General features: G+C 76.2%; 16 protein-coding genes and 1 pseudogene. 10 read left to right on the top strand and 7 right to left on the bottom strand.

Translation table 11 applies throughout. From position 1 onward, the window contains the following. Window positions 1–156: 156 nt before the first annotated feature. Complete coding sequence (locus DMP17_RS33335) at window positions 157–366, top strand: helix-turn-helix domain-containing protein (RefSeq protein ID WP_010240451.1); 210 nt, start codon at window positions 157–159, stop codon at window positions 364–366. A gap of 186 nt (window positions 367–552) precedes the next feature. Further along, window positions 553–2,424 (top strand): ABC transporter ATP-binding protein, encoded by a 1,872-nt coding sequence (locus DMP17_RS33330; RefSeq protein ID WP_226366030.1) that lies wholly within the window; start codon window positions 553–555, stop codon window positions 2,422–2,424. 1 nt (window position 2,425) lies between these two features. Here DMP17_RS33330 and DMP17_RS33325 read toward each other — a convergent pair. The 4 genes and pseudogenes from DMP17_RS33325 to DMP17_RS33310 all read right to left on the bottom strand — a co-directional run bounded on the left by DMP17_RS33325 (window position 2,426) and on the right by DMP17_RS33310 (window position 6,070). Continuing rightward, window positions 2,426–3,591: pseudogene (locus DMP17_RS33325) on the bottom strand (PepSY-associated TM helix domain-containing protein). A 251-nt stretch (window positions 3,592–3,842) separates the two neighbouring features. Next, window positions 3,843–4,469, bottom strand: a complete 627-nt coding sequence (locus DMP17_RS33320) for a DAK2 domain-containing protein (RefSeq protein WP_226365021.1) — start codon at window positions 4,467–4,469, stop codon at window positions 3,843–3,845. Beyond that, window positions 4,466–5,470 (bottom strand): dihydroxyacetone kinase subunit DhaK, encoded by a 1,005-nt coding sequence (locus DMP17_RS33315; RefSeq protein WP_226365022.1) that lies wholly within the window; start codon window positions 5,468–5,470, stop codon window positions 4,466–4,468. Before DMP17_RS33315 ends, DMP17_RS33320 begins: the two co-directional genes overlap by 4 nt. A gap of 27 nt (window positions 5,471–5,497) precedes the next feature. Continuing rightward, entirely contained in the window at window positions 5,498–6,070 is a 573-nt protein-coding gene (locus tag DMP17_RS33310) for a TetR/AcrR family transcriptional regulator (protein ID WP_226357288.1), read from the bottom strand. A 124-nt stretch (window positions 6,071–6,194) separates the two neighbouring features. Here DMP17_RS33310 and egtA point away from each other — a divergent pair, with 124 nt between their 5' ends. Genes egtA through egtD form a run of 4 tightly spaced genes read left to right on the top strand, consistent with a single transcriptional unit; the run spans window position 6,195 to window position 10,708 of the window. Further along, entirely contained in the window at window positions 6,195–7,622 is a 1,428-nt protein-coding gene (gene egtA / locus DMP17_RS33305; protein WP_226357287.1) for an ergothioneine biosynthesis glutamate--cysteine ligase EgtA, read from the top strand. After that, window positions 7,619–8,980 (top strand): ergothioneine biosynthesis protein EgtB, encoded by a 1,362-nt coding sequence (gene egtB, locus DMP17_RS33300; protein WP_337831620.1) that lies wholly within the window; start codon window positions 7,619–7,621, stop codon window positions 8,978–8,980. The genes egtA and egtB overlap by 4 nt, the downstream gene beginning before the upstream one ends. After that, window positions 8,973–9,722, top strand: a complete 750-nt coding sequence (egtC, locus tag DMP17_RS33295) for an ergothioneine biosynthesis protein EgtC (RefSeq protein ID WP_337831619.1) — start codon at window positions 8,973–8,975, stop codon at window positions 9,720–9,722. Before egtB ends, egtC begins: the two co-directional genes overlap by 8 nt. Further along, window positions 9,719–10,708: an L-histidine N(alpha)-methyltransferase gene (gene egtD, locus DMP17_RS33290; protein ID WP_443217931.1), complete on the top strand. Its 990-nt coding sequence runs from the start codon at window positions 9,719–9,721 to the stop codon at window positions 10,706–10,708. The genes egtC and egtD overlap by 4 nt, the downstream gene beginning before the upstream one ends. Here the strand turns inward: egtD and DMP17_RS33285 are convergent. After that, window positions 10,695–11,507, bottom strand: coding sequence for an AraC family transcriptional regulator (locus DMP17_RS33285; RefSeq protein ID WP_337831618.1), 813 nt, complete (start codon window positions 11,505–11,507; stop codon window positions 10,695–10,697). The two genes, egtD and DMP17_RS33285, sit on opposite strands and share 14 nt — an antisense overlap. A 55-nt stretch (window positions 11,508–11,562) precedes the next feature. Between DMP17_RS33285 and DMP17_RS33280 the strand changes: the two genes are divergently transcribed. Continuing rightward, window positions 11,563–12,135, top strand: a complete 573-nt coding sequence (locus DMP17_RS33280) for a class I SAM-dependent methyltransferase (protein WP_308253122.1) — start codon at window positions 11,563–11,565, stop codon at window positions 12,133–12,135. 9 nt (window positions 12,136–12,144) lie between these two features. Continuing rightward, window positions 12,145–12,603 (top strand): cupin domain-containing protein, encoded by a 459-nt coding sequence (locus tag DMP17_RS33275; protein WP_337831617.1) that lies wholly within the window; start codon window positions 12,145–12,147, stop codon window positions 12,601–12,603. On the opposite strand, the gene DMP17_RS33270 is transcribed toward DMP17_RS33275, so the two are convergent. Continuing rightward, window positions 12,542–13,045 carry a hypothetical protein gene (locus DMP17_RS33270; RefSeq protein WP_337831616.1) on the bottom strand — a complete coding sequence of 168 codons (504 nt, stop codon included), beginning with the start codon at window positions 13,043–13,045 and terminating at the stop codon, window positions 12,542–12,544. The genes DMP17_RS33275 and DMP17_RS33270 overlap by 62 nt on opposite strands. 314 nt (window positions 13,046–13,359) lie before the next feature. Between DMP17_RS33270 and DMP17_RS33265 the strand changes: the two genes are divergently transcribed. Continuing rightward, window positions 13,360–14,631, top strand: a complete 1,272-nt coding sequence (locus DMP17_RS33265) for a reverse transcriptase family protein (protein WP_337831615.1) — start codon at window positions 13,360–13,362, stop codon at window positions 14,629–14,631. A gap of 188 nt (window positions 14,632–14,819) precedes the next feature. After that, window positions 14,820–15,998 carry a Cmx/CmrA family chloramphenicol efflux MFS transporter gene (locus tag DMP17_RS33260; protein ID WP_337831614.1) on the top strand — a complete coding sequence of 393 codons (1,179 nt, stop codon included), beginning with the start codon at window positions 14,820–14,822 and terminating at the stop codon, window positions 15,996–15,998. 9 nt (window positions 15,999–16,007) lie between these two features. Here DMP17_RS33260 and add read toward each other — a convergent pair whose 3' ends face one another. After that, window positions 16,008–17,009, bottom strand: coding sequence for an adenosine deaminase (gene add / locus DMP17_RS33255; protein ID WP_337831613.1), 1,002 nt, complete (start codon window positions 17,007–17,009; stop codon window positions 16,008–16,010). Window positions 17,010–17,105 lie beyond the last annotated feature (96 nt).

Below are 17,105 nucleotides of genomic sequence, written 5' to 3'. Positions count from 1 at the left end.
AACGGTACCCGCAGTGCTGCGCCGTTCGGGGTAACCGTTCGCCGATCGCGTTTTCCGCGTTCTGGTCATAAATCGTCAACTGGATCATCATGGCCTGATCGTCGCGCCTGATGCGGCGGTCCGCGGGGGCATCCGCGGAGGGGATGAGGAGGGCCGATGGCCGAGCTCAAGAAGGGCGCCCGGATCACCGGGACGCAGCGGGGCAAACTCGCTGCCGACCTGAAGAAGAAGTACGAGAAGGGCGCCAGCATCCGTTCGCTGGCCGAGCAGACCGGGCGGTCGTACGGATTCGTCCACCGGGTGCTGTCCGAGACGGGTGTGACGCTGCGCGGGCGCGGCGGCGCCACCCGTACCAAGAAGAAGTAGTCCTCTCGTCGGCGCCGCCGACCGGGTCGAGAAGCGAGCCCGGGGCGGCGTCGTCGTGTGTCCGGGGTGCGTCGTGGGGCGCCGCGCGCGGGACCACCGCGCCCGCCCGCCGTACGCGCCGTAACGTGAACCCTCGCCGTCCACCACCGGCGAAGGGGAACACCGTTGGATCGCCCGCTCACCCTGATGCGCGGGGTCATCCGGGGGGCGGACTCGACGTCCATCCGCCGTGGCTCCATCGCGCCGGGCACCTGGCCCAGGATCTGGGGCTTCGTCCGGCCCTACCGCCGCTGGCTGCTGTCCTACCTGGCCCTGACCACCGTCACCGCGGTGATCGGGGTCGCGACGCCGGTGCTGGCCGGGCGCGTGGTCAACACGATCGTCGCGGCGAACGAGCTGCCCGACGCCGCCCGCGTCGTGATGGTGATCGCCGGGGCGATCGCCGGGATGGCCGTCCTGGAGGCGGTGGTCGGGCTCGCCGGCCGCTGGTTCTCCGCGCGGCTCGGTGAGGGACTCATCGAGGACCTGCGGGTCGCGGTGTTCCGCCACGTCCAGTCGATGCCGCTGGCGTTCTTCTCCCGCACCCGGACCGGGGCGCTGGTCAGCAGGCTCAACAACGACGTGATCGGCGCCCAGACCGCCATCACCGGCACCCTGTCCACGGTGCTGTCCAACAGCATCCAGCTCGTGCTGGCCATCGCGGTCATGATCGGTCTGGCCTGGCAGGTCACCGTGCTGGCGATGCTGCTGCTGCCGGTGTTCGTGCTCCCGGCCCGGCGGATGGGGACCTGGCTCGCCGAGCTGCGCCGCGAGGCCGCCGAGCTCAACGCCACCATGGGCAACCAGATGACCGAGCGCTTCTCCGCGCCCGGCGCCACCCTGGTGAAGCTGTTCGGCGACCCCGACTCCGAGGCCGCCGTCTTCCGCGGCCAGGTGTCGCGGGTGCGCGACATCGGTGTCCGGTCGGCGATGGTGTCGCGGCTGTTCGTCACCGCGCTGCAGCTGGTGTCGGCGCTGGCCCAGGCCATGATCTACGGCCTCGGCGGCTACCTCGCGGTGACCGGGGCGATCCCCGCGGGCACCGTCGTCGCGCTCGGGCTGCTGCTGACCCGGCTCTACACCCCGATGACGGCGCTGGCCAACGCCCGCGTCGACGTGATGACCGCGCTGGTCGCCTTCGAGCGGGTCTTCGAGGTGCTCGACCTGCGCCCGATGCTGACCGAGCGGCCCGACCCGGCCGCGCTGCCCGACGGCCCCGTCGACGTCGCCCTGCGCGGGGTCCGGTTCACCTACCCCAGCGCCACCGACGTCTCCCTGGCCTCGCTGGAGGAGGTCGCGGTGCTCGACCAGCGGGTCAACGCCGAGGTGCTGCACGGCGTCGACCTGCACGTCCACGGCGGGGGGCTGCTGGCCCTGGTCGGGTCGTCCGGGGCCGGGAAGTCCACGCTCGCGTCGCTGGTCCCACGTCTCTACGACGTCGACGCCGGCTCGGTCGAGCTGTCCGGGGTGGACGTGCGGGACCTGTCGTTCGCCACGCTGCGCGGGGCCGTCGGCATGGTCACCCAGGACGGGCACCTGTTCCACGACACCATCGCCGGGAACCTGCGCTACGCCTCGCCCGCCGCCACCGACGACGAGATGGTCGACGCGCTGCGCCGCGCCCGGCTCGGCGACCTGCTCGACACGCTGCCCGACGGCCTCGACACCGTGGTGGGGGAGCGCGGCTACCGCCTGTCCGGCGGCGAGCGCCAGCGCCTGACCATCGCCCGGCTGCTGCTGGCCCGCCCGCGGGTGGTGATCCTCGACGAGGCCACCGCCCACCTCGACTCCGAGTCCGAGGCCGCGGTGCAGGAGGCACTGGCCGAGGCGCTGGTCGGGCGGACCGCGATCGTCATCGCGCACCGGCTGTCCACCGTGCGGGCGGCCGACCGGATCGCGGTGCTGGAGGGCGGGCAGGTCGTCGAGTCCGGCACCCACGACGAGCTGCTGGCCGCCGACGGCCGCTACGCCACGCTCTACCGCACCCAGTTCCTCCCGGCGGCGACGACCGCGGGCTGAGCTACTCCGCGGGCACCTGCTCCACCGCCGCGGCGGCACGGCGCGGCGCCGGGACGGGACGGGCGGCGCGTCGGATCCGGCGCCGTCGCCACCACCAGGTCCACAGGCCCGACCCGACCAGGTAGACCGACACGCTGCCGGCGGCGAACCACAGGGCCCGTGCCCACCACGGGACGAGGTAGCCGAAGTGGACGCCGTAGTTGCCCGACTCCCACAGCCACTCCGGCCACGGCTGGCCGGGGCCGCCGTCGTAGAGGGCGGCGCGGCCGGTGTGCGGGTCGACGGCCACGTCGCTCTCGGAGAAGGTCCGGACACCGCCGTAGCGGGCGGGAGCGACCCCGTCCTGGAAGCCGACCAGGTAGTGGTCCTGGTCGGGCCCCGGTGGTATGACGAACACGAGTTCCTGGCCGGGCAGGACCGTGCGGGCCGCGGCGAGCGCCGCGTCGGGACCGATGTCGGGTGCGCCCTCGGGGGCCGCGTCGGCGGTGAAGGAGTGCTCGGGGGCGACCCCGCCGGTGACGGCGTACCAGGCGTCGCCGACGAACGGCAGCGCGTACCCGGCACCGGTCACCGCCCAGACGACGATCAGCGGCAGCGCCAGCACCCGCCGACGTCGTGCAGGTCCCGGTGCGCCCGGTAGGCGCCGCGGTCGAGGCGCGGCCGCATCTTCGTCCGCAGCGCCCGCAGGAACCGACCCATCGACGGCCACCACGCGACCGTGCCGCTGAGGGTGAGCAGGAGCAGGGCCAGTCCGAGCACACCCAGCACCAGCCCGCCCCAGGTCAGCTCGTCGGCCCCGGGGACCGTCACGTTCAGGGCGGCGACGTAGCCGGGGTAGGTCTCGCAGCTGAGCCCGCAGTCGTGCAGGTTGAGCAGCACGCCCCAGAAGCCGCCGTCGGGCTCGGCGGTGCCCAGCAGGTTCCCGGTACCGGGGTCGATGTAGGCGGCCCGGTGGTAGTCGGCGTCCCAGATCTGCCACACACCCTCGACGGACGCCGCGTAGGAGGTGCTGAACTGCGGGAGCGCGCGGTGCAGCGCGGCCAGCGCCTCGGCCGGGCCCGCGGCCACCGTGCCCGCGGTGGCGGCGAACAGCTCCGGGTGGGTGAGGGCGAAGATCTCGGGCCGGTAGAGCAGCAGGGTCCCCGAGGCGAGCTGGAAGACCAGCACGGCGGCGACCAGCAGCCCGAGCCAGCGGTGCAGCGCGGCACTCCAGCGGCGCGTCGCGCTCCCGGCGCGTGCCGCGCGCCTGTTCCTGCCCCGTCGTCCCACGGTTCCTCCCGCTCACTCGTCCGAGCGAGAGAGAAGACGACGCAGAGTATGCAGGCAAGCCTTATGAGAGGAAAGGCTAACCTCAATCAGGACGTCGCGGGTGTCGCGGGACGAACCGCCGCCCGCCGTCCCACCGGATGGGACGGCGCTCAGGCCCGGCCCGCCAGCGGGTCCGCCACCTCGGCGCCGGGCTCGGCCACCGCGGCGACCGCGGCGAACAGCAGCGCGACGCCGACCGCGCCGGGGTCCGGCGCGCCCTTCGCCCGCTCGCCGACGTAGGACGCGCGACCGTGCCGGGCCGCGAGCTCCGCGGTCCGCTCGGCGCCGTCGAGGGCCGCGGCCGCCGCGGCGGCGTACCCCGAACGGTCGAGCGCGGTCACGGCCGGGGCCAGCGCGTCGACCATCGTCCGGTCGCCCACCTCGGCCTCGCCGACCCGCTGGATCGCGGTCAGCCCGGCCCGGGCGCCCGCGGCGAACGCGGCGGTGTCGGCCGAGCCGTAGGACAGAGCGCGGGCGATCTCGGAGAACAGCAGGCCCAGCAGCGGGCCGCTGGTGCCGCCGACCTCGTCGAGGAAGACCTCGCCGAGCGCGCCGAACCCGCGCTGCGGTCCGCGGTCGGCCAGTGCGACGGCCAACCGGACCCCGGCGCGGAGGTTGTCGCCGTAGTCGCCGTCGCCGGAGTGCTGGTCGAGGTCGGTGAGCACGCCGTGGCCGTCCTCGACGGCCCGGGCGAAGCGGGCCAGCACGGCGTCCTGGTCGAGGGGGTGGCCGGTCATGAGGTCTCCGTCCGGGGGAAGGCGGCCGTCTGCGCCGGCGCGGCCCACAGGCCCGTCCACTCCGGGCGCATCCGGGTCAGGGTGAGCGAGAACCCGGCCATGTCCAGGGCGGGCACGAACGTGCCGACGAGCAGGCCCACCCGCTCCAGCCCGCGCGCCTCCAGCCCGGCGGCGGCCAGCTCGGCGAGCACGTAGAGCTCCAGCAGTGCTGTGCCCCCCATGCCGTTGACGACCAGGACGACCTGGTCGGGGCCGTCGGGCAGGCCCGCGACGACCTCGTCGAGCATCCGGTCGACGAGCTCCTCGGTGGGCGGCCGGTCGACCGAGCGCCGGGCCCGCTCGCCGTGGATGCCGACGCCGTAGTCGAGCTGCCCGTCGAGGGCGAACGCGGGCTCCCCGGTGCGCATCGAGGTCTGCGCGCGGGAGGCGACGGCGAGGCTGCGCGAGGCGGCGGCGACGTCCGCACCGAGCGTCGCGAGCTCGGCCAGCCCGGCGCCGGTGTCCGCGGCGGCGCCGAGGATCTTCTCGACGACGACGGTCGCCCCGGTCCCGCGCCGCCCGGTCGCGGTGTCGAGCCCGTCGGTGGCCAGGTCGTCGTCGACGAGCACCCGGGCGACGTCGACGCCCTCCATCCGCAGCCGCTCGGCGGCGATGCCGAAGTTGATCCGGTCGCCGGTGTAGTTCTTCACGACGTGGACCACCCCGTCCGGGCCCGCGGCGGCCCGGGACGCGTGCAGCACGGCCTTGTTGTGCGGGGAGGTGAACACCGGGCCGGGGGCGACGGCGTCGAGCATCCCGCGGCCGAGGAACCCGGCGTGCAGCGGCTCGTGGCCGGAACCCCCGCCGGAGACCAGCCCCACCCGCCTGCCGGGCGCCCGGTGACGCGCGACCAGGTGGATCGGGTCCTCGTGCAGCGCGACGAGGTCGGCGTGGGCCCGGGCGAACCCGCGGACGGCGGCCGGGACGGGGTCGTCGCCCGCCGGGTGGAAGGGGAACGGCATGGCGCCGATCATGCTGGCCGTGGGCGGTCAGCGCATCAACGGCGCGCGGACGGCGTTCTCCACGAGGTCGAGCACCGGGCCGAGGTCGTCGGCGGGCAGTCCCATCGCCAGGTGCGAGACCAGCCCCTCCAGCACCAGCTCCAGGTACTGGGCGAGCACCGGGACCGGCACGTCGTCGCGCAGCGCGCCGGCCGCGGCCTGGCGTTCCAGCCGGGCCCGGGTCGCGGCGGTCAGCGCGCCGGAGTGCTCCTGCCAGCGGGCCCGGAACTCCGGCTCGGTGCGCAGCCGTCGGGAGACCTCCAGCCGGGTGCCCAGCCAGCTGCGGTCCGAGCCGCCGCGCAGCAGGTCGCGCATGACCTGCACCAGGCCCTGCTCGGCGACGACGTCGGCCATCCGGGTGGCGTCCTGCTCGGCCAGGGCCAGGAACAGCGCCTCCTTGTCCCGGAAGTAGTGGAAGATCGCGCCACGGGACAGCCCGGTGTACTCCTCGAGCCGCCGGACGGTGGCGCCCTCGTAGCCGTGGTCGGCGAAGCAGGTCCGGGCACCGGTGAGGATCTGCTGCCGGCGGGCGGCGAGCTGGTCGGTGCTGACGCGGGGCATGCACCCCAGTATTCCGTACGCTTGTCCTGCATGTGTGGACGGTCGTGTCGCCGGTCACCCGCGGTGCCGACGACCACGATTTCATCGCGTGCGGGTGTCACACGGCGGGGGTAGCGTCGACGTGGTGACCCTGGACGACCAGAGCACCGACGGTGTGCTCCGCAGCGTGGGGGAGGCCGAGGCCTACGTGGCCTCGGTCTGCTTCAAACACGGCCCCCCGACCCTGGCCGGTGTCGAGATCGAATGGATGCTCCACCGACCCGGTCGACCGGCCGACCCGGTCGACCTCGACGCCGTGCGTGCCGCTCTCGGCCCGCACTGCCCGGCCTCCCTGGACCCCGCCTCGCACGCGGCCCCGCTCCCCGCGGGCGGCACCGTGACCGTCGAGCCGGGCGGCCAGATCGAGATCTCCAGCGCTCCCGCGGACTCGCTCGAGGCCCTCCTCGGCGCCCTCGGCGCCGACTCCGCCCACCTCCACGGACTGCTCGCCGAGCACGACCTGCGCCCGCATGCCCGCGCCGCCGACCCGGTCCGGCCCGCCCGGCGGCTGCTGGACCTGCCGCGCTACGCGGCCATGGAGTGCGTGTTCGACGGTGTCGGCCCGCACGGACGCAGCGGCATGTGCTCCACCGCCGCCGTGCAGGTCTGCCTCGACGCCGGCCCGGCCGCCGGGATCGCCGACCGCTGGGCGGCCCTGCACGAGCTGGGCCCGGTGCTCGTCGCGGCGTTCGCGAACTCGCCGGTCCAGCACGGCAGGCGCACCGGCTGGAAGTCCTCCCGCCAGGCGTGCTGGCTCAGCCTCGACCCGGCCCGCACCGCCCCGCCGCCCATCCCGGCGCCGGGGCAGGACGTCGCGGGCGCCTGGGCCCGCCGGGTGCTGCACACCCCGCTGCTGTGCGTGCGCGGCACCGGGACCTGGTCGGTGCCGACCGGGGTCACCTTCGCCGACTGGGTGTCCGGCCGCGCCCGCGGCGGGGTCCTCGACCGGCCGCCGACACTGGCCGACCTCGACTACCACGTCTCGACCCTGTTCCCGCCGGTCCGCCCGCACGGGCACCTCGAGGTGCGCTACGTCGACGGCCAGGCCGGCGACGACTGGGCGCTGCCGACCGCGGTGCTGCTGGCGCTCACCTCCTCCGGCGCGGTCGTCGACCGGGTCCGGGAGCTGTGCGAGCCGGTCCGCGACGAGTGGGTCGCCGCCGCCCGCGACGGGCTGGAGCACCCCGGTCTCGCCGCCGCGGCCGCCGGGCTGTTCCCGCTGGCCTGCGACGTGCTGGCCGCCGCGGACCACCCGCTGACCACCGTGCCGGGGCCGGTGCTGGACCGGCTGCGCGAGGTCACCGGACAGCGGGTGCTGCGCGGGCGCTGCCCCGCCGACGACACCGACCCCGCCGAGCAGGGGGCGGGCCCGACCGCCGACCCGTTCCCGCCGGGGCTCCACCTGGGCTCCGCCGTGCCCGGCGCGCCCGCCGCACGTGAGGGGACCGGTCGAGGACCCGGCCGGTCCGCCGTCGACACCGCCGACCAGGCTGCTCAGGAGGACGTGGCATGACCGCCGATCCCGCCGTTCCCGCCGGACCGCTGACCGGCCCCGCGACCCCGGGGGAGAGCCCGGAGACGATGCGTACCCGCGTCGCCGCCCTGCTGGGCCGCTCCCGCGACCGCAGCACCGCGCTCACCGCCCTCGACGACGGCGAGCTGGCCGCCCAGCACTCGCCGCTGATGTCGCCGCTGGTCTGGGACCTCGCGCACATCGGGTCGATGGAGGAGCTGTGGCTCGTCCGCGACGTGGGCGGCCGCGAGCCGCTGCGCCCGGAGATCGACGGCCTCTACGACGCGTTCCAGCACTCCCGTTCCTCACGGGTCGAGCTGCCGCTGCTCACCCCGGCCGAGGCCCGCGGCTACGTCGCCGAGGTGCGGGACAAGGCGCTCGACGCGCTGCACCGCAGCCCGCTGCGCGGTCGCCCGCTGGAGGCCGAGGGCTTCGCGTTCGGGATGATCGTGCAGCACGAGCAGCAGCACGACGAGACCATGCTCGCCACCCACCAGCTGCGCTCCGGGGGGCCGGTGCTCGACGCCGCCCCGCCGCCCCGCCCGGCCGGTGCGGGCGACCCGTCCGCGGAGGTGCTCGTCCCGGCGGGCCCGTTCGAGATGGGCACCTCGGCCGAGCCGTGGGCGCTGGACAACGAGCGGCCCGCGCACGTCGTGGACCTGCCCGCGTTCCGGATCGACGTCCACCCGGTGACCAACGGCGCGTTCGCGGCGTTCGTCGACGCGGGCGGCTACGACGACCCGCGGCTGTGGACCGACGCCGGGTGGGCGCACCGCACCGAGGAGGGGCTGGTCGCACCGCGGTTCTGGTCCCGCGACAGCGACGGCACCTGGTGGCGGCGCCGGTTCGGCGTCGTCGAGCGGGTGCCCGACGACGAGCCCGTCGTGCACGTGTCCTTCCACGAGGCGCAGGCCTACGCCCGCTGGGCCGGCAAGCGGCTGCCCACCGAGGCGGAGTGGGAGAAGGCCGCCCGCTTCGACCCGGCGACCGGCCGCTCGCGGCGCTTCCCCTGGGGCGACGACGAGCCGCGCGCCGAGCACGCCAACCTCGGGCAGCGGCACCTGCAGCCCGCCCCGATCGGCTCCTACCCGGCGGGGGCGTCCGCGCTGGGGGTGCAGCAGATGGTCGGCGACGTCTGGGAGTGGTGCGACTCCGGCTGGCACCCCTACCCGGGGTTCACCGTGTTCCCCTACCCCGAGTACTCCGAGGTCTTCTTCGGCGGGGACTACGCCGTCCTGCGCGGCGGCTCCTTCGGCACCGACCCGGCCGCGATCCGGGCGACGTTCCGCAACTGGGACCACCCGATCCGCCGGCAGATCTTCGCCGGGTTCCGGCTGGTCCGCGACGCCGGTGTGTAGGCACCTCGCGTACCTGGGGGAGCCGGCCACGCTGGCGTCGCTGGTGCTGGAACCGGAGCACGGGCTGCTCGCGCAGTCCTACGCCCCGGCCGACATGCGCGGCGGCGGCACGATCAACGCCGACGGCCACGGCACCGGCTGGTACCCGCCCGGTGCCACGACGCCGGTGCGGGTCCGCTCGGCGTCGCCGCTGTGGGCCGACACCTCCTACGCCGCGCTGGCCGGGGCGACGACGTCGGGCGCCGTGCTCGCCGCCGTCCGCTCGGCGACGGTCGGGATGCCGGTGACGGCGACCGCCGCCGCCCCCTTCACCGACGGGCGGTGGTTGTTCAGCCACAACGGCGTCGTCCGCGGCTGGCCGGACTCCCTCGCGGCCGCCGCGGCGGCGCTGCCCGTGACCGACCTGATGACCCTCGACGCCCCCACCGACGCCGCGCTGCTGTGGGCGGTGGTCCGGCGCGGTCTCGCCGACGGCGCCGACCCCGCCGACCTGCTGGCCCGGGTCTGCGCCGACACCGAGCGGAGCGCACCCGGCTCGCGGCTGAACCTGCTGCTCACCGACGGCACGACGATCTGGGCCACGGCCTGGCGGCACGCACTCGCCGTCCGGGTCGGGCCGGCGTGCGTCACCGTCGCCTCCGAACCCACCCATGCGTTCCCCGACTGGACACAGGTGCCCGACCGGCACCTGGTGGTGGCCCGACCGGGCCACCACGAGAGTCATGACCTAGGAGCTCCGTGAGCACTCCCGGCGCCATCCAGCTGGACGTCCACCTCTCCGACACCGATGCCGGCACCGCGCTGCGGTCCGACGTGACGCGCGGGCTCGCCGCGTCGCCGAAGGAGCTGCCGCCGAAGTGGTTCTACGACGCCCGGGGGTCCGAGCTGTTCGAGCGGATCACCGAGCTGCCCGAGTACTACCCGTTCCGCACCGAGCGGGCGCTGCTCACCGACTCCGTGGACGACATCGCCCGGTCCTCGGGCGCCGACACCGTCGTCGAGCTGGGGTCCGGGTCCTCGACCAAGACCCGGCTGCTGCTCGACGCGTTCGCCCGGGCCGGGACGCTGCGCCGCTACGTGCCCCAGGACGTCAGCGAGTCCGCCCTGCGCGGCGCCATCGACGAGCTGCACCGCGACTACCCGGAGCTGGAGCTGCACGGCGTGGTCGGCGACTTCACCCGCGACCTGGACCGGCTGCCCGGCGCCGACCCCGGCGGGAAGCGGATGATCGCCTTCCTCGGCGGCACCATCGGCAACCTGATGCCCGGCCCGCGCCACGACTTCCTCCGCCACGTCCGCTCGGTGCTCCGGCCCGGTGAGCAGCTCCTGCTCGGCACCGGCCTGGCCACCGACCCGGCCGTGATGGTCCCCGCCTACGACGACGCCGCCGGGGTCACCGCGGAGTTCAACCGCAACGTGCTGCACGTGCTCAACCGCGAGCTCGACGCGACCTTCGACGTCGACGCGTTCGACCACGTCGCCGTCTGGGACGCGGAGAACTCCTGGATCGAGATGCGGCTGCGCGCCACCCGCGACATGCAGGTCCGCATCGCCGACCTCGACCTCGACGTCGCGTTCGCCGCGGGGGAGGAGCTCGCCACCGAGATCTCGGCGAAGTTCACCCCCGCGACGGTCGACGCGTTCGCCGCCGCCGCCGGGTTCGCCACGACGCGGCGCTGGGTCGACCCCGACGCGCGGTTCGCGCTGACCCTGCTCACCGCCGCCTGAGGTCCGGCGGTGCTGCCCCGGCCGGGCGCAGCACCGCCGACGGCGTGGTCCCGGTCTCCCGGCGGAACGCCGCGACGAACGCCGAGGGCGTCGCGTAGCCGACGTGCCGGGCGACCACGCCGACCGGGCGGCCCGCGGCCAGCTGCTCCAGCGCGACCCGCATCCGCAGCAGCGTCCGCCACCGGCCCGGACCCACCCCGGTCTCGGCGCGGAACAGCCGGGACAGGGTGCGTTCCCCCGCCCCGACGGCCCGGCCCCAGGCGGCGGTGTCGCGGTCGTCGGCGGGGTCGTCGAGCAGGGCCAGGGCGACCCGGCGGGCCCGCGGGTCGGTGGGCAGGACGAGGCGGACCGCCGCGCCGGGCCCGCCGGCGTCGCGGGCCGGGCGGAGCCGGTCGAACAGCACCGCCTCGGCCCGGGCCCGCTCGGGCGTCGCGGGTCCCGGCCCGGCCAGGTGTTCCAGCAGGGCGGCGACCAGCGGCTCGACCGCGAGCACGCACGGCGCGGGCCAGTCGATCGGGCAGCGGCCGGGCCACAGGTAGATCCCGCGCATCGCCGCGGTCTCGGTGGCGGCCGTGACGTGCGGGACCCCGGCCGGCAGCCACAGTGCCCGTCCGGGGCCGAGGACCCAGCTGGTGTCGGCGACGGTGACCCGCAGGACCCCGGCCGCAGCCCAGGCCAGCTGGTGGGCCGGGTGGGTGTGCTCGGCGAACGCGTGCCCGCGGTCGAGCGGGATGCGCGAGACCAGCACCGCGGCCCCCGGCACGTCCGGGACGTGCGCGGGCAGGCCGGAACGCGACACGATGCGGCAGCCTAACGGCTCCCGGCCACCGCGGGCGGCGCCTAGCGTCGCGGGCATGGCGATGAACGCGCTGCACCGACGGATCTGCCGCTCCGACTCCTGGGCCGACCGGATGCACGGGACGACGCTGCCCTGGGCCACCCGCGACGTCGACCTCACCGGCGAGGTCCTGGAGATCGGCCCCGGCTACGGCGTCACCACCCGCTGGCTCGCGCCGCGCACCGGGGCGCTGACCGCGCTGGAGGTCGACCCGGTGCTGGCCGCGGACCTGCGCGCGGGCCTCGGGGGCGAGCTCGGCGTCGACGTCCGGCACGGCGACGGCGCCGCCCTGCCCTTCCCGGACGGCAGCTTCGACGCCGTCGTCTGCTTCACGATGCTCCACCACGTCCCGACGCCCGGCGAGCAGGACCGGCTCTTCGCCGAGGCCGCGCGGGTACTGCGTCCCGGCGGGACGTTCGCCGGCATCGACTCCCGGATGACGCTGCGGTTCCGGACGATCCACATCGGGGACACCCTGACCGCGGTCGACCCGGCGACGCTGCCGCGGCGGCTCGGGGCGGCCGGGCTCGCACGGCCGGAGACCGAGCTGGGTGCGCGGTCGTTCCGGTTCCGGGCCGGCCGCGGCTAGGGTCGGTGCATGAGCACCGACTGGCGCCACGACGGCGTCCGGGTCATCCCCGGCGACATGCTCGACGCCAACACCCCACAGACGCCCGGCATGCACCGCGCCGCCGCCGTCACCGGGGACCGGGTCGGCGCGCAGCGGTTGTGGGCGGGGACGGTGACCATCCATCCCGGCGCCCGGACCGGCGCGCACCACCACGGGGAGCTGGAGAGCGTCATCTACGTCGTCCGCGGCCGGGCCCGGATGAAGTGGGGCGAGAACCTCGAGTTCACCGCCGAGGCCGGGCCGGGCGGGTTCATCTTCGTGCCGCCGTTCGTGCCGCACCAGGAGATCAACGCCCTCGACGACGAGCCGCTGGAGTGCGTGCTGACCCGCTCCGGTCAGGAGCCGGTCGTGGTCAACCTCGACATCACCGGGGTGTCCCATCCCGAGCACGTCCCCTGGGTCGACCCCCTGCACCCACGGCACTGAGCAGCGTCACCACGAGGGCGAGGGCCAGCAGCGTCCCCAGCACGACGTCGATCACCGGCCACGCCCGCACCGACGGGTCCAGCCCCAGGGTGAACACGGCCAGCGGGTCCACCAGCCGCCCGCGGTAGGCGAGCAGCGTCGCCGGGCCCAGTGCGAGCAGCAGCCCCACGACCCGGCCCACGGTGCCCGACGTCCCCGGGTGTCGGCGCCCCCACAGCGCCGAGAGCGCGAGCAGCACGAGCCCCGCCAGGATCAGCGGGAGCCAGGCCCGCCACAGCCCCACCGGCAGCACCGGGACCGGCGTCCCCTGCCGGAAGACCAGGCCCGGAACCTGCTGGAGGACCACCAGGACGGCGACCACCGCGGCGACGACCGGCGTCGCCCGGGACGGCCCTCCGGACGGGTTCCCGCCGGGCGGCTCCTCGGACGGCACGGCGCTCACGGTGGCCGACGATACGGGGCCGTCCCGGCCGTCCGGCCGTCACCGCGTCGGGTGGGCGCCCGCGGGGCGGTCCGACCGGTAGCGTCGGTGCCGATGCGGCGGCGGACGGACGAGCAGGCGGCCGCCCCGGCTCCGGCCGGGGCCCGCGACTCCGGGGCAACCCCGGGGTGCACCGGCACGATGCAGCACGGCGTCCCGCGCGCGGGTGGCAGGACAGCGCTGCCGGCGGCGCGCGGCGGACGGAGAACACCGGTCGACCCCCGCCGCCGCATCACCCCGCCGTCCGGGGGCCGCCGCACGGCACGGGACCGCTGATGGCACCGGACCCGGCGGCGATCGCCGCGGCCGCCTGCGCCGGGCGCTGGGGCACGGACCCGCTGACCGAGCGGCTCGCCCGGCTCGGCGGCTGGTCGGGCCCCGACGAGCTGGCCGGCGTCGTGGGCGCCCTCGTCGCCCGGCGGCGTCGCGCCCCGCGTGGCTCCCCGGCCGGTGTCGAGGCCGAGGTCGCGGCGCTGCTGGCGGGGCCGCGCCGGCACCGGCCGGTCGTCCAGCCCGACCCGGTGTGGCGCCTGCCGGTGCCGCGCTGGACGGACCTGCCCGCCCTGGCCGCGGCCCTGCACCTCGACGACGGCGAGCTCGCCTGGTTCGCCGACCCCGGCGGCTGGCTGCGGCGCGCCCCGGACGGCCCGCTGACCCACTACCGGCGGCACTGGACACCGTCGCGTTCCGGGACGCCGCGCCTGGTCGAGGCACCCGCCCCGCGGCTCGCCGAGCTGCAGCGCCGGATCGTGCGCAGGGTGCTCGACCGGATCCCGGTGCACCCGGCCGCGCACGGCCACGTCCGCGGCCGCAGCCCGCACACCCTCGCCGCGGAGCACAGGGCCCGGCCGATGGTGCTGCGCCTGGACCTGGAGGGCTTCTACTCCCACGTGACCGGCGGCCGGGTCGCCGGGCTCCTGCGGGTCGCGGGGTACCCGCCCGCCGTCGCCACCGCCGTCGCCGGGCTGCTCGTCACCACCACCCCGCCCGGGGTGCTGCGCGCCTGCCCGCACCGGGGCGACCCCGCCCCGCGACGACGGCTGCTCGACCGCCTCGCCGCACCGCACCTGCCGCAGGGGGCGCCGTCGTCGCCGACGGTGGCGAACCTGCTCGCCTACGGGCTGGACCGGCGGCTGAGCGGCCTGGCCGCCGCGGTCGGCGCCGCCTACGGCCGCTACGCCGACGACCTCGTGTTCTCCGGCGACGCGACGCTGCCGGTGCAGGGCCTGGCGCAGCGGGTGGCCGCGATCGCCGCGGAGGAGGGCTTCCGCGTCCGCCCGGACAAGACCCGGATCATGCCCGCGCACCACCGCCAGCGGATCGTCGGGCTCGTCGTGAACGGCAGCGAGCCCGCGGCGTCGCGCCGCGACCACGACGAGCTCCGCGCGATCCTGCACAACGCGGCCCGCACCGGCCCGGACGCCCAGAACCGGGCCGGGCACCCCGCGTTCCGCGAGCATCTGCTGGGACGGATCGCCTGGGTGGGGCACGGGCGCCCGGCCCGGGCGGCGCGCCTGCGGGAGCTGTTCGACCGCATCGTCTGGTGAGCGGCCCGGGAGCGGAAACGGCGGGCGCCGGGGGAGCGCGGCGGCTACGGTGACGGCCGTGAGCAGCCCGGAGTCGAACAGGCGGTAGCCACCGGTCCCCACCGGTGGCGGCGACCTCCCCTGCCCGCTCCCGGTGACGAGGCGGACCGGCGTCCGTTCCACGACCCCGTCACCCACGGAGTTCCACCGTGCTGCTCGTCGTCCTCGCCTGCGCCGTCTTCGCGCAGGCCACCTCGGAGTTCATGCTCGCCGGGCTCGTCCCGGACATCGCCGCCGACCTCGGCGTCACCCCACTCGCCGCCGGGTCGCTGACCTCGGCGTTCGCCGTCGGGATGGTCGCCGGCGCGCCGCTCGTGGCGCTCGCCGCCCGCCGGCTGCCACCGCGGCTCGCGCTGCGGGGGTTCCTCGCCGCGTTCGTCGCCGTGCACGTCGCCGGGGCGCTGGCCCCCGGACTCGGGGTCCTGCTGGTCACCCGGGTGCTCGCGGCGTTGTGCACCGCCGGGTTCCTCGCCGTCGCCCTGTCGGTCGCGGTCGCCGCCGTGCCCCCGAGGCGCACCGCCCGCGCGACCGCGACCCTGCTGTCCGGCACGACCCTCGCCCTGATCGCCGGCGTCCCGGCCGGGGCGCTGGTCGGGCAGGCGTTCGGCTGGCGGGCGACGTTCTGGTCGGTCGCGGCGGTGGCCGCCGTCGCGCTGGTGGGGGTCGTCGCCGGGATCCCGGCCGACGACGGCGGCCGGGCACCCGCGCCCGGCCTGCGGACCGAGCTGACGGTGCTGCGCCGGGGCCCGGTCGTCCGGACACTCGCGCTCGGCGCGCTGGTGAACGGCTCGACGTTCGCCGCGCACACCTACCTGGCCCCGCTGCTGGCGACGGCGGGCGGCCCGCCCGCGGTGCCCGCCGGGCTGCTGCTGTTCGGGGTCGGCGCCGTCGCCGGGGTGGGCGTCGCGGGTCGGTTCGCCGACACCCGCACCCGTCCGCTGCTGCTCGTCGCGGGCGGCGCGCTGCCGCCGGGCTGGGCGGCGCTCGCCGTCGGTGCCGGGCACCCGGTGGCGGTGCTCGCGCTGGTGGGCCTGCTGGGCGCGCTCGGGTTCGCGGTCGGCGCGACGCTGATCGCCCGGGCGCTGACGCTCGCCCGCGAGGCGCCGACCCTCGGCGGCGCGGTCGCCACCGCGTCGCTGAACGCCGGGGCGACGGTGGGCCCGCTGCTGGGCGGTGCGGGACTCGCCGCCGCCGGGCCCACCGGTCCGGTGTGGACGGCGGCGGCGCTGGCGCTGGTGGCCGCTGCGCTGACACCGCGGGTGCTGGGCGTCCCGCAGGGAGACCGCGGATCGGGTGTCACGGCGCCCGACGACGGCCGACCCCGGTGAGCCGGTCGGTCAGGAACTTCCCTGCTCGTAACGGTCCACGGCCGCGACGCCGCGGTCGACCTCCGCGGGGCCGGCGAACGAGGCCAGGAAGCTGGTGCGCGCGAGTGCCGCGATCTCGGCGGACCCGAGGCCGACCGCGTCGGCGAGCGCCGCGTAGTTCTCGTTGACGTAGCCGCCGAAGAACGGCGGGTCGTCGGAGTTGACGGTGGCGAGGACACCCGCGTCGGTGAACTCCCGGACGGGGTAGCCGGCGAGGTCGTCGACGACGCGCAGCCGCAGGTTCGACAGTGGGCACAGGGTGACCGGGACCCGCTCGTCGGCCAGCCGGGCGACGAGGTCGGGGTGGGCCGCGGCCGCGTAGCCGTGGTCGATGCGCTCCACCCCGAGATCGAGGGCGTCCCGGACGTAGTCGCCCGGCCCCTCCTCCCCGGCGTGGCAGGTCAGACGGTAGCCCCGGTCCCGGGCGGCGGCGAAGAACCGGGCGAACTTCGACGGCGGGTTCCCGACCTCGGCGCTGCCGAGCCCGACACCCAGGATCGCGTCCCGGTGGGGATCGACCGCGTCGAGCATCTCGAGGGCGGAGGTCTCGTCGCGATGGCGCTGGGCGATGACCAGGAGCGCGCCGTCGATGCCGCTGTCGGCGCGGGCGTCGTCGATGGCGTCGAGGACGCCGCCGAGCTGGTCGGCGACCGGGATGCCGCGGTCGAGGAAGGTCTCCGGGCTGAAGAACATCTCGGCGCGCCGGACACCCTGCCCGGCAGCTCGGCGCAGGTAGGCGGCGGTGAGGTCGTAGAAGTCCTCGCGGCGGCACAGGACGGTGCCGCCGGCCCAGTAGAGCTGCAGGAAGTGCTGCAGGCCGGTGAAGTCGTAGTCGGCGCGCATCGCGGCGGCGGAGGGCCAGCGCAGCGGGACGCTGTTGCGGGCCGCGAGGCGGAACACCTCCTCCGGCTCAAGGGTGCCCTCGAGGTGGACGTGCAGCTCCGCCTTGGGCAGGGCGTCGATAAATCCCATGGTCGGTGACTTCCTCTCCCGCCTGGTGAGTGGGCCTGTGTCCGGTACTCCATCACGGTTCCCGGCAGGACGTGACATCGACGCCGACGTCGCCGT

This window comes from Pseudonocardia sp. TMWB2A (assembly GCF_017312135.1).
This window is presented reverse-complemented; position numbering and strand designations above follow the sequence as displayed.

Coding starts and splice junctions, on each gene's coding strand:
- DMP17_RS33335 (WP_010240451.1), top strand. CDS start 157: ATGGCCGAGCTCAAGAAGGGCGCCCGGATCACCGGGACGCAGCGGGGC.
- DMP17_RS33330 (WP_226366030.1), top strand. CDS start 553: ATGCGCGGGGTCATCCGGGGGGCGGACTCGACGTCCATCCGCCGTGGC.
- DMP17_RS33320 (WP_226365021.1), bottom strand. CDS start 4,469: ATGACCGGCCACCCCCTCGACCAGGACGCCGTGCTGGCCCGCTTCGCC.
- DMP17_RS33315 (WP_226365022.1), bottom strand. CDS start 5,470: ATGCCGTTCCCCTTCCACCCGGCGGGCGACGACCCCGTCCCGGCCGCC.
- DMP17_RS33310 (WP_226357288.1), bottom strand. CDS start 6,070: ATGCCCCGCGTCAGCACCGACCAGCTCGCCGCCCGCCGGCAGCAGATC.
- egtB (WP_337831620.1), top strand. CDS start 7,619: ATGACCGCCGATCCCGCCGTTCCCGCCGGACCGCTGACCGGCCCCGCG.
- DMP17_RS33280 (WP_308253122.1), top strand. CDS start 11,563: ATGGCGATGAACGCGCTGCACCGACGGATCTGCCGCTCCGACTCCTGG.
- DMP17_RS33275 (WP_337831617.1), top strand. CDS start 12,145: ATGAGCACCGACTGGCGCCACGACGGCGTCCGGGTCATCCCCGGCGAC.
- DMP17_RS33265 (WP_337831615.1), top strand. CDS start 13,360: ATGGCACCGGACCCGGCGGCGATCGCCGCGGCCGCCTGCGCCGGGCGC.
- add (WP_337831613.1), bottom strand. CDS start 17,009: ATGGGATTTATCGACGCCCTGCCCAAGGCGGAGCTGCACGTCCACCTC.